We start from the raw sequence: 15,425 nt of genomic DNA on the forward strand, positions 1-15,425 counted from the left end.
GTTCAAAAAGTACCCGGTTTCGCCGATATCAAGCCGTGCGTGCAAGGCGTACCGTGCAACGTGCAATACATCAACTGGTTCGGGTTCGTCACGATCCCGTTCCTTGCCTTGACGGCATTTACTTTGATCACGCTCCTCGTCTGGCGCGTGAGACGCAACTGACAATGAAGGAGATGGAACGTGTGAAGAAATGGATGCTCATTGGCTTGATTAGCCTGATGGCGGTGCTCGCCGCGTGCAGCAATGAAATTGAAGACCCGCTCAATTGGGAGATCGAGTCGTTCAATTATATGAATCAAAATGAAGAGATGGTCAGTCTCGATGATTTGAAAGGGAAGGTATGGATGGCCGACTTCGTGTTCACAAACTGTGAGACGGTCTGTCCACCGATGACGTACAACATGACGAAACTCAATGAAGCGCTCGTCGAGGAAGGCGTCGAAGACGTCCAATTCGTGTCGTTCAGCGTCGACCCGACCGTCGATACGCCGGACAAGATTCAAGCGTTCATGGCTGATTACGACTTGGCGAAAGCCGATTGGCAATTCTTGACGGGCTATTCGCAAGAAGAGATTGAGGCGTTTGCGCAACAAAACTTCAAAGCGCTCGTCCGCAAACCGTCAGAAGGCACCCAAGTGGATCACGCGACGTGGTTCTATCTCGTCGATCAGGACGGGAAAATCATCAAGGCGTATCAAGGATTCCAAGACGTGCCGATCGAGGACATCGTCAACGACATCAAGATTTTACAGAACTCTTAAGACGGCCCGTGCTGTCTCAGATTGTAGACATCACATTGTCTGCAGTCTTTTTTATTTGCCCGACCGGGCACAGTTCGCTTTTCTGAGGACAAACAGGGAGCCGCATCGAGACATTGTCGCTGCTGGACCTCCCTTTGCTTGCTGATCCCCTGGAAGTCTCGCCGTGCCCTTGGTCGGTCCACGCATCAATCCTTTTTTTCGTAACGTCATCGCTTTTTTATAATGAGGGACATAGAAACAGTTATGTAGGAGAATCGAATGATCAGGAAATCAACAAAATCGGAAAACCAACCGAACTCAATTGGAGATAGTAACGTTCGACGAACTCGTGCCAGCGAACCAACTGTTACGGAAAATCGAGACACGCATTTACAAAACGATGGTCGAATTTTTTGATTGTGAACGGAGATTTTTATAATAACAATACAATTACCACAAACGGGGACGCGAGCATCGGACTAAATCAAGCGGCATCCGTAAATTTTAGTGTATCTTCAACAACTGACTATTGTGCGTATATTTATTTGGATGGATATACTTTTTTTAAAATTATGACATTCTGTGATTAAATATAATTCAATAGTTTCAAAGTGGAAGTTGTAAATCGTACCATTATTTATATTAGATGAATTATAAAATTAAGTGCAATACCCCAACGTGAACGCAAAAAAAGCCCATAGCGGCGGCCTAGTGTAGAATGAAGTTACGACGCAAACATTCAGACGGAGGAGTCGCCATGAGCTATACCCATCTTACCACAACCGAGCGCGTGGAAATAGAGACCTATCTGGGGCTTGGGCGGCAGTCCTCGACCGTCTCGCGGGAGATCAGACGGAACCCCGGGTAAAAATCGGAACGTGCACAGGAACGCTATGTGAGGGCGAAAGAGAACTGTGGCGCTAAGACGAAGCTCGACGACATGATGCGTCTGACGATCATCGAGAAACTGCGGGCGACCTGGTCCCCGGAACAGATCGTCGGGCGCATCAACGTCGGGCTGACCGTCTCGGACCGGCCGCGGGAGGTCGGAGGCTTGCGTCGCGACGTTCATCGAGCGCAAGGACCGGTTCTACCTCGTCCTACCAATCGCGAACCGCAGTGCGGCCTCGATTTTGGAGGTGATCAACACGTTCCATGGCGTCTTCCCAGAGGGGTACATTCATGACGGCGACGACGGACTGAGGCAAGGCGTTCAGCTGTTACGAGCGCATCCGGTCCTCACTTGGCATGCCACTTTATTTCGCCGACCCTTATTCATCACGGTAGCAGGGGAGCGATGTGAACCTCAACAGTCTTCTCCGCTAGTTCTTCCCGAAGGGTTTAAACTTCTCATAGGTCAGTGATGACGAACTAGCAGACGCACTCGCCAAGATTAATGCTAACCAGCATTTACTTACTGAAAAATTAAAATGGAATGTGAGGGAAGATTATAACTGCTACTAAGAATGTGAAACTAATAGTGGCTTTTTTCTCATTTAATAAGAAGGAATGAGAAGGGCAATAAATACAGACCTATCGTGGTCAAAAACAATAAAAATAATCCGGGATAAAAATAATTATCAACTGAACCAATAGGAATACTTAAGATGCTAAATGTACTGTTTGAAAACATACCTAATTTTTCAAGAAGGATATTACTTGTTAATCCTACGCATATAAGCAATAAAGATGAATAAAAAAGGTATTTATTATTAATCAAATCCAAAAAAATCCTAAAATTTGTTTATTAAAAGAAAATAATGTTCTAATATTATTCTGTAAGAAAGAAATAGAGGCTATTTGCTTCTTTAATACTTATTATAACTCAAAAGCAGAGGAATAAAATGAAAAAAATTTCCACTTTAACTTTAGCAACTTTACTTTCTGCTAATCTATTTATCCCATCAGTTGGCGCTGAAGAAAATGTAAACTACTTTATTGATAGCTTGAGTGAATTTTCACAAGAAAGTAAAGAAATAATGGATAAGAAAAAAGCTAGCAAAACTAATCAAAAGTTGACTAAAATAAACAACTCTAAATCTTTCAGTTATTCTGTACTCTCATCAAATGAAGGTTTACTTTCAGAAGAATTAACATTAATTAAAAATACTAGCCCAGAAGTTCTTAATCAATATAACGAATTGTTAGAAGAGGAAATCTCTGTTTTTTCTATCGCTGATGATGAAAATTTAGGAGGGAATTCTAAAGTGACGTATACACTTCCTAAAACTGGAGCAGAAATTACAGTGGTGACATCAAACGAATTAGTTGAATTGGCAAAAACTCCTCAAAATAAAGCTACTGTTCAAAGTCTTCAATTAACACGAAGTTTTGGTACATATTCTTATAAAATTGCATATAGTATCCGTGCGTTATTGTACCCTGATTCTACTTGTGGTCTTGTGACTACCTATACCACAAGATCTGATGGCTTAAGATTAACTGGGCACAGTACTAGTGGGACGTCGAGTATTTTTCCGACAGCAATCAAAGCTTCTTCGCAAGCAATTGATTCACGTGCTGAAAAAATCGGATACGATATTAACGCTATGGGATTATACAACGTTACTGTCGGTGGCTATAACGGAATTGGATTAATGTCATTTGATATGTCAATAACAAGTAAAGTGAGATGGGATGCTTCTACGTCAACTGGACTTAAAGTTACTCAAACGTATTCGCAAGTAGGAGATAAGTCTCGTTAAGCAGTATAATAAGTATTAAAAATATTTTTTAAGAAATGAAAACAATTTTCTAGAGGTACACCATTCTCCGGAATGGTGTTTTTGTTTGGTATCCATTTAGTAATTTCTTATCAATTTGAAACCGATTAAAGTAACAGCTTACTTTAATACAATGGTCATGGTATTATTTAATAAAATCATCGTTGTGTTAAAAGGAGGCTTATCATGTATACGATTGATGAGGCATTTGAAATCTTATCGAAGAACAAGCTCACAAGCCATAAGGAGACGGTCCGCAACTGGGTACGAAAAGGCGTGATCCAGGCAGAACCGCTCGAGTCACGTAAAAAAGGATATCGGATCAGTGAGGAGGCGCTCGAACAGTTCATCAAAGAACGGATGCCTGAAGGGTGGGAGCTGCATCCGGAGTCGGTGACAGGGGAAGCAAGGGATGTCATCAAGAATGAAGAAGAGGCCCCGTATCATGTTGAAGTCGATGTAGAAGCGATTAAAGAACGGGTCCGCGAGGAGATGTGGTATGAGCTTCTCGGTAAATTCGTCTTTGAAGACTATTTTGTCCTGAAGAAATCGGAGGTCAAGGCTGCCGTCGAGCATATGCGCTATTCAAAAGAGTTCGAAGCCGAGGTGTGGGAACGTTGCTCGGAGCACACGTGGGGCCACGCAACACCTCGAGTCCCGTACCTGCTCGATTACTTCATGTTCGAAGGAGAGCGGATTCCCTTCAATAAAGATTTCGGTGGAAGAGATGAGCAAATCATCCACGCGTTAATTGAGAAAATTCGGCTCGATAAAGTGAATCGAAAACGTAAATGAATATAAAAAGACATTCTCTTAGAAATGGAGAATGTCTTTTTTACAATCATCATTGTTTTAATTTTTGGGTTGAAATCATTCCCCGACCATCCCGTCATTGTCGTTATCACGCATATAAGGATAAAGCCAATGGTCGCTCATTATCGGCATCGTGAAACCGGCGTCTTTCGCCTATTGAATCGTCACCTGACCGTCTCCATTCGTATCTCATCACCAGCAGGCTCGTTCGTGGCTGGGGATTCCAACTCACTTTCTGTGAGTGCCTCGTTCAACTCGTCCGGATTGACCTTGTCGAACGAGTCGGTAACCACATTTCTTTTGACCGTATATGTGTATTGGTAATGTGATGTAATATAAGTTTTCGTATCTAGATATGTGATGATCATTTTAAAGTCAATCGCGCCGCCGTCCTTACGGATAACATGTCACCTGTCGAGCTTACTGTATTCGACGCCTGAAACCTTAACGACCGTCTGACGTGACACGGATCAATTTACAATGCTCATTCGTGGACGCACAATACTCGCAATCCCCATATTTGATATCGACAGGTCCTTCTGTAATAGTCGCCGCACTTGATTCCGTGGTGCCCGGCTCGGACGTCTTGATGTTTTTCCTCTGTCGTAAGTATTTTTTCTGTGTTCTCTACTGTAGAGGAACTGCTCTATTGGGAACATCAGGAAAATAAAGGTATAGCTTGAGGTGCGGCTGAGTAAGTGAAATTCATTTCCTTTCTCTTTGAATGAATAGTTTCAGTATTACCAATTCTTTTATTTATCTGACTGTGAATCCAAGTTGTTTGAGACTCGTGTATATCCAATTTCATCATTAAGGACCTCTGTTCGTTTGCTTACTCATCAAATATAAAAAACGAACATTGATAAAAAGATGAGTTAATGGACAATTAAGACAAAATGAAAAGGACTATTTAAAGCCCTTTTCATTTTTTGTGAAAAGATAAACAAATATGTCTTTCTAACGTTCGTTAACGGGAATTACTATTAGAAAAATCATTTTATGTTTTTCATTCAAATATTCACTTGAATATTGACCAAGGAAAGGTATATACTATATTCAAGTGAACACTTGAATATCAATGGGGTGATAATGTGAATAAGAAAGATACTTGTGAAATTTTTTGTTATGACGAGGAAAAGGTCAATCGAATACAAGGTGATTTAAAAACAATCGATATTGTTAGTGTTGCCCAAATGTTAAAAGCAATTGCGGATGAAAATAGGGCAAAGATTACCTATGCTTTGTGTCAAGATGAAGAGTTATGTGTGTGTGATATAGCAAATATTATTGGTATTACGGTGGCAAATGCTTCTCATCATTTAAGGACCCTTCATAAGCAGGGGATTGTAAGATATAGAAAAGAAGGAAAACTAGCGTTTTATTCGTTAGACGATGAACATATTAGACAAATAATGATGATTGTACTAGAACATAAGAAAGAAGTGAATGTCAATGTCTGATCAAAAGGCAATAACATCTGAACAAGAAATGAAGGCCTATCGTGTACAAGGTTTTACTTGCGCAAACTGCGCGGGTAAATTCGAAAAAAATGTAAAACAGCTATCTGGAGTTGAGGATGCAAAAGTAAATTTTGGTGCATCTAAAATTGCTGTTTATGGTAATGCAACGATAGAAGAACTAGAAAAAGCAGGTGCATTTGAGAATCTCAAAGTGACACCTGAAAAATCTGCTCGCCAAGCATCACAAGAGGTAAAAGAAGATACGAAAGAAGATAAAGTGCCATTTTATAAAAAGCACAGTACGCTGCTCTTTGCGTCCTTATTGATTGCGTTCGGTTACCTGTCCCAGAGTGTGAATGGGGAAGAGAACCTCGTTACTACATTATTATTTTTAGCATCCATGTTGATCGGAGGATTATCGCTTTTCAAAGTCGGTTTGCAAAACTTGTTTCGCTTTGAGTTTGACATGAAAACCCTTATGACAGTGGCTGTTATAGGTGGCGCTATCATTGGGGAATGGGGAGAAGTGGCCATTGTTGTCATTCTCTTTGCGATTAGTGAAGCTCTTGAACGATTCTCTATGGATAAAGCAAGACAATCGATTCGTTCATTAATGGATATTGCACCAAAAGAGGCACTCGTTAGACGAAATGGGCAAGAAATGATGATCCATGTGGATGACATTGCCATTGGTGATATTATGATCGTGAAACCCGGCCAGAAGATTGCCATGGACGGGACTGTAGTAAGCGGCTATTCGGCTGTTAACCAGGCGGCCATTACGGGCGAGTCTGTTCCTGTTGCGAAAACGGTTGATGATGAAGTGTTTGCAGGTACTTTAAATGAAGAAGGCTTGCTTGAGGTAAAAATAACTAAGCTGGTAGAAGACACAACGATTGCAAAAATTATTCATCTTGTAGAGGAAGCACAGGGAGAACGTGCCCCATCTCAAGCATTTGTCGAAAAATTCGCGAAATATTATACGCCAGTCATTATGGTCATTGCAGCTTTAGTCGCTATAGTCCCTCCATTATTCTTTGATGGCAGTTGGGAAACATGGATTTATCAAGGATTAGCTGTTCTTGTTGTCGGCTGTCCTTGTGCATTGGTTATTTCCACTCCGATTTCCATTGTTTCAGCAATCGGGAATGCAGCGAAAAAGGGCGTTCTTATAAAAGGCGGTATTTATCTAGAAGAAATGGGTGCCTTAAAGGCCATTGCATTTGATAAAACGGGCACACTAACAAAAGGTGTCCCAGTGGTAACTGATTTTAATGTGTTGAACAAGCAGGCAAATGAAAAAGAATTGCTGTCCATCATTACTGCATTAGAATATCGTTCCCAGCATCCTCTTGCTTCAGCCATTATGAAAAAAGCAGAAGCGGAGAACATTAATTATTCTGACGTACAGGTAGAGGATTTCTCTTCTATCACAGGAAAGGGTATAAAGGGTATCGTAAACGGGACGACTTATTACATCGGTAGCCCGAAACTCTTTAAGGAATTATTGACTAATGATTTCGATAAAGACTTAGAGCAAAATGTTACTACTCTTCAAAACCAAGGCAAGACAGCTATGGTGGTCGGAACTGAAAAAGAAATACTTGCTGTGATTGCGGTAGCGGATGAAGTACGTGAATCAAGTAAAGACGTTATTCAGAAATTGCATCAACTTGGCATCAAAAAGACCATTATGCTTACAGGCGATAACCAAGGTACCGCGAATGCGATCGGCGGCCATGTTGGCGTATCGGATATTCAGGCAGAACTGATGCCAGAGGACAAATTAAACTATATTAAACAATTGAGATCCGAGTACGGAAAAGTAGCCATGATTGGAGATGGTGTCAATGATGCCCCTGCGTTAGCAGCTTCTACCGTTGGGATTGCAATGGGTGGAGCTGGTACAGATACAGCACTGGAAACGGCAGACGTTGCTTTAATGGGAGATGATTTAAGAAAACTTCCATTCACTGTGAAACTAAGCCGTAAATCCCTAAATATCATCAAAGCTAACATCACCTTTGCAATTGCCATTAAATTTATTGCCTTGCTATTGGTCATACCGGGCTGGTTAACACTTTGGATTGCCATCCTTTCAGACATGGGGGCAACTCTTCTGGTAGCGTTAAATAGTATGCGGCTTATGCGGGTCAAGGAATAAAAGGGAAAAGGGCTTTCTGGTTGTCTGGAAAGCCCTTTTTCTTACCATGTATAGAAATTTGGGGGTTAGTTACATTAAAAATGATTAAAAATGGGTATACGTTACAGGTTGGTTCACAGCAGTTTTAGGATTACATATTGCACGAAAACGGTTCTGTTTTTTCGTGAAAGACCGTTCGTTTATTTCATTCTGAAATCACCGGAGGAGGAAGCTAAAATGACAAAAGATGTCGATTTGTTAGTAATAGGAGCAGGATCTGGAGGTTATGTGGCGGCCATACGGGCGGCCCAGTTGGGGAAAAAAGTGGTTCTGGTAGATAAAGCAGAACTAGGGGGCGTTTGCCTTAACCGGGGGTGTATCCCATCAAAAGCTCTTATTAGTGCGTCTGAGCGGGTAAAACATATTCAACACGCCAGTGCAATGGGCATCAAGGTTTCTGGTGAAGTTCAAGTAGATATGCCGGAAGTAGTAAAGTGGAAAGACGGCATCGTGAATAAGTTAACCAGCGGGGTTAAGACCTTACTGAAAGGCAATGGAGTAGAGGTAATCAGTGGAGAAGCCTATCTTACTAAACCCTATACGGCTAAAATCAAAATGAATAACGAAGAACAAGTATATTCCTACAAAGATTTAATCCTTGCGATAGGATCTTTGCCTTTCGAACTAAAAAGTATGCCATTTGATAAAAAAAGAATCATTTCTTCCACTGAGGCATTGGTGCTGCAGGAAGTACCAAAACATTTAGTTGTGGTAGGCGGTGGTTATATTGGTTTGGAGCTGGGCACTGCTTATGCCAAATTCGGATCAAAAGTGACCATTCTCGAAGGGTCCAACACGATTCTTCCAGGTACCGATCCTATGCTTACAAATGTGGTAAAACGGCATCTAAAAGAACTAGGTATCACAGTTGTAACCAATGCTCTGGTCCAAGGCGGAGAAAACACAGGGGATGAAGTAAAAGTTCGTGTACAGGTTGATGGCAAGGAAGAAGTGGTTAACGGAGATTATTGCTTAGTTTCTATAGGAAGAAAGCCGAACACAGGGAAAATTGGGTTGGAAAATATCGGAGTAGAATTAGACGAGCGTGGTTTTATTAAGATAAATGAGAAATGCCAGACAAACGTGGAGCATGTTTATGCAATAGGTGACTGTGCTGGCGGATACCTCCTTGCCCATAAAGCTAGCTACGAAGGAAAAGTAGCTGCAGAAGTGATTAGCGGACAAAACAGCATCATTGATTTTCAAGCCATGCCTTTTGTTATCTTCAGTGATCCTGAAGTTGCCTACACAGGATTAACAGAGAAAGAAGCAAAAGAACAGGGATACGAAACGGTTTCCAGCCGTTTTCCATTCCAAGCGAACGGAAGGGCATTATCTGTTTCAGATGCAGATGGCTTTGTGCAGATTGTAGCCGAGAAGAACAGCAAAAGGGTGTTAGGCGCACAGATGGTAGGACCAGAAGTATCGTCGCTTATTGCTGAAGCAGTTTTTGCCATTGAATCTGGAGCAACTGCCGAAGATCTAAGCCTTACAATCCATGCCCATCCAACGTTGCCTGAGCCATTGATGGAAGCGGCGGAAGGTGTGATGGGGCACGCCATTCACATGCTGAATAAAAAGAAATAATGTGAATGCAGCAGACCGGCACTTTTCATAAGTGCAGGTTAAACTTTTCATTTAATGGAGTGGGGGAATTAATGGACATTTTGTTTTACGTCCTAACTGCGGCTTTCGCAAATGTCCTGGGTGGCTTTGTGATCTTTCTTAAAAAAAATTGGTCTAGAAGGGGCTTAAATGCCTTAATGGCGCTGAGCGCCGGGATACTTTTCGCTATTGCGATTATGGATTTAATACCAGAAGCATTAGAAATTCAGGAATCCAGTGCCCTATATATTGTTATTGGATTTGGTTTGATCTTTTTGTTCCAGCAGTTTCTTGCACCCCATTTTCATTTCGGAGAAGAGACTCATAAACATTCTCATTCTCAAAGCACAACCTTTAGTGCTTTATTGGGCATGCTGGTTCACACGTTTTTTGATGGTGTCTCTATTGTAGCCAGTTTCAAAATAGACGAGAGAATAGGATTTGTTGTATTGATTGCTGTATTAATACATAAAATTCCGGATGGTTTAACGATTTCTTCCATCGTATTTGCAAGCTTTGAAAGCAAGAAGAAGGCGATAGGAGCATCTTTCTTATTGGGTCTATCAACGATAACAGGCGCGATCGCAGCCGTGTCTCTAACACAATTTTTTATGGTAGATAGCAGCATCCTCGCGATAGCTCTTTCCATTACAGCAGGAATATTTCTATACATATCTACCGTTGACTTGCTGCCTGTTGTTAGTGCCACTGAAGACAGAGTCGTTATTCTTTTCTTTTTTGTAGGGATATTGCTATATTTTGCTCTTCACTGGATAGGGGAGCTACTTCCCGTATATTTACACTAAGCAGGGGAGAACCTATTCATAACATTCAAACATACGTGTGAATGTTTTAATAACTTACCATGGAGTTGATAAAAGTGGCTTTGACTATTATTTCCGCAATTGGGGCTTTCTTAGTAACCAATATTGATGATATTTTTGTTTTGATGCTGCTGTTCTCTCAGGCAAATGCACAGGCTAGAGCGACTGGCGGTTTAAAGATGAACGCGCAGACAAAGAGTAACCGGATCTACCCTAAAGATATAGTCATTGGGCAATACTTAGGTTTTGCCTTGCTGGTTTTGATCAGTCTTTTGGGAACTTTTGGCGTCATGTTGATTCCAGAAAAATGGGTTGGATTGCTTGGTTTAATTCCGATCTATTTAGGGATTAAACTGTTTATTAAGGGTGAAGATGAAGATGAAGGTGCGATCCTCTCCAGTTTAAACTCAGGGAGATTTAACAAACTATTTATGAGTGTAGCCTTCATCACATTCGCTAATGGCGGGGACAATATCGGCATCTATGTGCCTTATTTTACAACTTTAAGTGTGAATGAACTGGTAATTACGGTTATTATCTTCTTTATAATGGTTGCTGTCTGGTGTTTTGTAGGATATCGTTTAGCTTCCTTCAGACATGTTTCTGAAGTTTTGGAGAAATACGGAAGATGGATTATCCCTATAGTCTTTGTTGGATTAGGGGTATACATCATGGCAGAGAACGAAACGTTTAGTGCCCTTTTGAGTTTAATAAATTATTAAAAAATAATCTGAACTGCCCCCCGTCAAGTAGACAGTGGAAATAATAAAAGTGATTTAAGCGGCTTTCGCTCTATATTCTTTAGGGCTGAGGCCGTTTAATCGTTTCTGGTATCTTTCGTGATTATAAAAATAGATGTACTCATTTATGGCAATGTTAAGTTCTTCAAAGGTCTGATACTTATGTAAATAATACTTTTCACATTTTAACGTGCCGAAAAAAGATTCCATTGGTCCATTATCAATACAGCGACCAACCCGTGACATACTTTGAGTCATTCCTGCCGCCTCTAATTTACGCTTGAACGCCTTAGAGGTGTATTGGAATCCACGATCACTATGAATCAGTGGGTGTTCTTGATGCAATCGTACGATTGCCTGGTCAAGCGTTTTAAATACCAGTTGATTATTATGGGTCTTCGGAATATATAGTGGAATTACTTTCTTAATAGTTTAAAAACAACTGGTGTTTAAATCGGATTTTCTGGTGGGATGTTAGGATAATCAATAATATTATATAAAAGTATCAATCACATACGAGTGATACTTTGGGAAAAAAATAAAATAGTCCAATTTACTTGACCGTGTACTATGGTACACGGTTTATAATATTCATGGGGTGAAATAAGATGATTTATCGCATTAGTGAGTTTGCAGATAAATGTGGAGTTAATAAAGAAACGATCAGATATTACGAGCGAAAAAATTTATTACAAGAACCTCACCGAACGGAAGCTGGTTATCGGATATATTCATATGATGACGTTAAGCGTGTTGGGTTTATTAAACGAATACAGGAACTTGGTTTTTCTTTAAGCGAGATTTATAAATTACTTGGTGTTGTAGATAAAGATGAAGTTCGTTGTCAAGATATGTTCGAATTTGTTTCTAAAAAACAAAAGGAAGTGCAAAAACAAATAGAGGATTTAAAACGAATTGAAACTATGTTAGACGACTTAAAACAACGATGTCCAGATGAAAAGCAATTACATTCGTGTCCAATAATAGAAACATTAACATGAGAGATTAATTAACGAAAGGAGCTTTTTTATGAATAAATTTAAGGTAAACATTTCAGGAATGACTTGTACGGGTTGTGAAAAACACGTAGAATCAGCACTTGAAAAGATAGGTGCTAAAAATATTGAGTCTAGTTATCGTCGTGGTGAAGCAGTATTTGAACTGCCCGATGATATTGAGGTTGAAAGTGCAATAAAGGCGATTGATGAAGCAAATTACCAAGCCGGAGAAATTGAAGAAGTATCATCACTAGAAAACGTGGCGTTAATTAATGAAGACAATTATGACCTTCTTATTATTGGTTCTGGTGCTGCTGCCTTTTCTTCGGCAATTAAAGCTATAGAATACGGTGCAAAAGTTGGAATGATTGAGCGTGGAACGGTTGGGGGAACCTGTGTGAATATTGGCTGTGTTCCGTCAAAAACTCTTCTTAGGGCAGGGGAAATCAATCATTTATCAAAAGACAATCCGTTTATAGGTTTACAAACATCCGCTGGAGAAGTGGATTTAGCTAGTTTAATCACGCAAAAGGATAAATTGGTGAGCGAACTTCGGAATCAAAAATATATGGATTTAATTGATGAATATAATTTTGATTTAATTAAAGGTGAAGCAAAATTCGTTGATGCTAGTACGGTTGAGGTCAATGGGGCAAAGTTATCTGCAAAACGCTTTTTAATTGCAACAGGTGCATCGCCTTCGTTGCCCCAAATTTCAGGACTTGAAAAAATGGACTATTTAACTAGTACAACACTTCTTGAGTTAAAGAAAATACCAAAACGATTAACTGTAATTGGTTCAGGATACATTGGAATGGAGCTTGGACAACTATTTCATCATTTAGGTTCAGAAATAACGCTTATGCAAAGAAGTGAGCGACTTTTAAAGGAGTATGATCATGAGATTTCAGAGTCAGTTGAAAAAGCGTTAATTGAACAGGGTATAAACCTTGTCAAAGGGGCAACTTTTGAGCGTGTTGAACAAAGTGGAGAGATAAAAAGGGTTTACGTAACAGTAAATGGCAGTAGAGAAGTCATTGAATCAGATCAGTTACTTGTTGCCACTGGAAGAAAACCAAATACGGATTCTTTAAATTTAAGTGCAGCAGGTGTTGAAACTGGAAAAAATAATGAAATCCTGATCAATGATTTTGGTCAAACAAGTAATGAAAAGATTTATGCAGCAGGAGATGTGACTTTAGGACCACAATTTGTATATGTAGCAGCCTATGAAGGTGGAATTATTACTGATAATGCTATTGGTAGATTAAACAAAAAAATAGATTTATCGGTAGTTCCTGCTGTTACGTTTACGAATCCGACGGTTGCAACGGTTGGTTTAACAGAAGAACAAGCAAAAGAGAAAGGGTATGATGTGAAGACATCTGTATTACCTTTAGATGCTGTTCCAAGAGCAATTGTAAACCGTGAAACAACCGGTGTATTTAAACTAGTAGCAGATGCAGAAACACTAAAAGTATTAGGGGTTCATATTGTATCTGAGAATGCAGGAGATGTCATCTATGCAGCATCATTAGCTGTTAAATTTGGCTTAACGATAGAAGATTTAACAGAAACCCTAGCACCATATTTAACAATGGCTGAAGGGCTAAAATTAGCTGCACTTACGTTCGATAAAGATATTTCGAAATTATCTTGTTGTGCAGGCTAAGGGAACTTTTTTACAACTCCCTATTCAAGTGAACCAGCTAATGCTTTAAGGGATTTTCTAAGTGCATTTTTTAGTCACAAAAATAATTTAACACTGATGATTTCGACATCAAATCTATAATTGATACCTTAACACCGCAGAGTAATAAAGGATGAATAATATGTCAGACTTATTATCCCTACCAGACATTAAAACAATAGAACCGCCACAAGAAAATGAAACCGATATGATGTTTAAAGTTGAAGCAGTCGGACCACCTGAACGTTGTCCTGAATGTGGTTTTGACAAGTTGTACAAACACAGTTCAAGAAATCAACTAATTATGGATTTGCCCATTCGTTTAAAGCGAGTGGGCTTACAATTGAACCGTAGACGATACAAGTGTCGTGAATGCGGATCTACCTTCTGGGAACGCCTAATATCTGTAGATGAAAAGCGTAGTATGACCAAAAGGCTTTTAAAGTCCATTCAAGAGCAATCCATGTCTAAGACCTTTGTAGAAGTCGCAGAAAGCGTTGGTGTTGACGAGAAAACCATTAGGAACGTTTTTAAGGACTATGTGGCACTCAAAGAACGTGAATACCAGTTTGAAACTCCTAAGTGGCTTGGGATAGACGAGATACATATTATCCGTAGACCTCGGCTTGTATTGACTAATATTGAACGCAGGACTATTTATGACATCAAGCCTAACCGTAACAAGGAAACAGTCATCCAACGTCTTTCAGAAATCAGTGACAGGACTTACATTGAGTACGTCACAATGGATATGTGGAAGCCCTACAAAGATGCAGTGAACACTATCCTTCCACACGCTAAAGTTGTCGTAGATAAGTTTCATGTAGTTAGAATGGCTAATCAAGCCTTAGATAACGTCAGAAAGTCTTTGAAAGCCCATATGAGCCAAAAAGAAAGACGTACCCTTATGCGTGAAAGGTTTATCCTTCTAAAGAGTAAACACGATCTAAATGAACGTGAATCATTCCTCTTAGATACTTGGTTAGGTAATCTTCCTGCTTTAAAAGAAGCCTATGAACTCAAAGAAGAGTTTTACTGGATATGGGATACTCCTGATCCAGATGAAGGTCATCTTCGTTATAGTCAATGGAGACACCGTTGCATGTCCAGCAACTCTAAAGACGCATATAAAGACCTCGTGAGAGCCGTAGACAACTGGCATGTCGAAATATTCAACTACTTTGATAAAAGGCTCACTAATGCTTATACGGAGTCAATTAACAGCATTATTAGGCAGGTAGAGCGAATGGGTAGAGGTTACTCGTTTGATGCCTTACGAGCCAAAATCCTTTTCAATGAGAAGCTCCATAAAAAGCGTAAGCCACGATTTAATTCAAGTGCTTTCAATAAAGCTATGTTATACGATACTTTCAATTGGTATGAAGTGAATGATCACGACATTACAGACAACTTTGGTGTCGATTTTTCCACACTTATTAAGAATTTGGAGAAGGGTGATTTATAAGCCCTTTTCCACCATGAAATCCGAATACCCAAGATATTTAGCGTTTATGTATAAAGGCATCGTTTAAGTATAGAGTTACTATTATAATACAGGATAATGATTTGTTTTATTAAATTATATAAACCATATTGCACAGAATCGTATTTATATTGCATTGCACACTG

12 protein-coding genes and 2 pseudogenes are annotated in these 15,425 nt (G+C 39.9%); 12 read left to right on the forward strand and 2 right to left on the reverse strand.

Annotated elements, in window-relative coordinates:
- The 4 genes from KNP81_RS15310 to KNP81_RS11185 form a co-directional block, all read left to right on the forward strand.
- Positions 1-162, forward strand: a 162-nt coding sequence (locus tag KNP81_RS15310) for a disulfide oxidoreductase (RefSeq protein WP_483297931.1), incomplete at its 5' end; no start/stop codon positions are given.
- Between the two features lie 11 nt (positions 163-173).
- Entirely contained in the window at positions 174-761 is a 588-nt protein-coding gene (locus KNP81_RS11175; protein ID WP_214689690.1) for an SCO family protein, read from the forward strand.
- Between the two features lie 1,823 nt (positions 762-2,584).
- Positions 2,585-3,445 (forward strand): hypothetical protein, encoded by an 861-nt coding sequence (locus KNP81_RS11180; protein WP_214720005.1) that lies wholly within the window; start codon positions 2,585-2,587, stop codon positions 3,443-3,445.
- 204 nt (positions 3,446-3,649) lie between these two features.
- A complete protein-coding gene (locus KNP81_RS11185; RefSeq protein ID WP_214689682.1) occupies positions 3,650-4,258 on the forward strand; it encodes a helix-turn-helix domain-containing protein in 609 nt (202 codons plus the stop codon).
- 75 nt (positions 4,259-4,333) lie between these two features.
- Here the strand turns inward: KNP81_RS11185 and KNP81_RS15315 are convergent.
- Positions 4,334-4,807: pseudogene (locus KNP81_RS15315) on the reverse strand (DNA/RNA non-specific endonuclease); the annotation flags it as partial.
- 560 nt (positions 4,808-5,367) lie between these two features.
- Here KNP81_RS15315 and cadC point away from each other — a divergent pair.
- The 5 genes from cadC (at position 5,368) to KNP81_RS11210 (ending at position 11,090) form a co-directional block, all read left to right on the forward strand.
- Positions 5,368-5,736 carry a Cd(II)-sensing metalloregulatory transcriptional repressor CadC gene (gene cadC, locus KNP81_RS11190; RefSeq protein ID WP_003322301.1) on the forward strand — a complete coding sequence of 123 codons (369 nt, stop codon included), beginning with the start codon at positions 5,368-5,370 and terminating at the stop codon, positions 5,734-5,736.
- A complete protein-coding gene (locus KNP81_RS11195) occupies positions 5,729-7,900 on the forward strand; it encodes a heavy metal translocating P-type ATPase (RefSeq protein ID WP_214720006.1) in 2,172 nt (723 codons plus the stop codon). Before cadC ends, KNP81_RS11195 begins: the two co-directional genes overlap by 8 nt.
- A gap of 216 nt (positions 7,901-8,116) precedes the next feature.
- Complete coding sequence (gene lpdA, locus KNP81_RS11200) at positions 8,117-9,526, forward strand: dihydrolipoyl dehydrogenase (protein WP_029336149.1); 1,410 nt, start codon at positions 8,117-8,119, stop codon at positions 9,524-9,526.
- 5 nt (positions 9,527-9,531) lie between these two features.
- On the forward strand, positions 9,532-10,350 hold the full coding sequence (locus KNP81_RS11205) for a ZIP family metal transporter (protein ID WP_251130344.1): 819 nt from the start codon (positions 9,532-9,534) through the stop codon (positions 10,348-10,350).
- 74 nt (positions 10,351-10,424) lie between these two features.
- Positions 10,425-11,090, forward strand: a complete 666-nt coding sequence (locus KNP81_RS11210; RefSeq protein ID WP_435528659.1) for a CadD family cadmium resistance transporter — start codon at positions 10,425-10,427, stop codon at positions 11,088-11,090.
- Between the two features lie 54 nt (positions 11,091-11,144).
- Here the strand turns inward: KNP81_RS11210 and KNP81_RS11215 are convergent.
- Positions 11,145-11,528: pseudogene (locus KNP81_RS11215) on the reverse strand (transposase); the annotation flags it as partial.
- 188 nt (positions 11,529-11,716) lie between these two features.
- On the opposite strand from KNP81_RS11215, the gene merR reads away from it, so the two are divergent.
- The 3 genes from merR (at position 11,717) to KNP81_RS11230 (ending at position 15,261) form a co-directional block, all read left to right on the forward strand.
- Positions 11,717-12,109: a mercury resistance transcriptional regulator MerR gene (merR, locus tag KNP81_RS11220; protein WP_001863748.1), complete on the forward strand. Its 393-nt coding sequence runs from the start codon at positions 11,717-11,719 to the stop codon at positions 12,107-12,109.
- A 28-nt stretch (positions 12,110-12,137) separates the two neighbouring features.
- A complete protein-coding gene (gene merA / locus KNP81_RS11225; protein ID WP_214720007.1) occupies positions 12,138-13,778 on the forward strand; it encodes a mercury(II) reductase in 1,641 nt (546 codons plus the stop codon).
- Positions 13,779-13,938: 160 nt separating this feature from the next.
- The gene (locus KNP81_RS11230; protein WP_214720008.1) at positions 13,939-15,261 is read left to right on the forward strand and encodes an ISL3 family transposase; all 1,323 of its coding nucleotides are present in this window, start codon (positions 13,939-13,941) and stop codon (positions 15,259-15,261) included.
- Positions 15,262-15,425: the final 164 nt, after the last annotated feature.

The sequence above is a fragment of the Exiguobacterium sp. s149 genome, assembly GCF_018618395.1.
In the GTDB taxonomy this organism is placed as follows: Bacteria; Bacillota; Bacilli; order Exiguobacteriales; family Exiguobacteriaceae; genus Exiguobacterium; species Exiguobacterium chiriqhucha.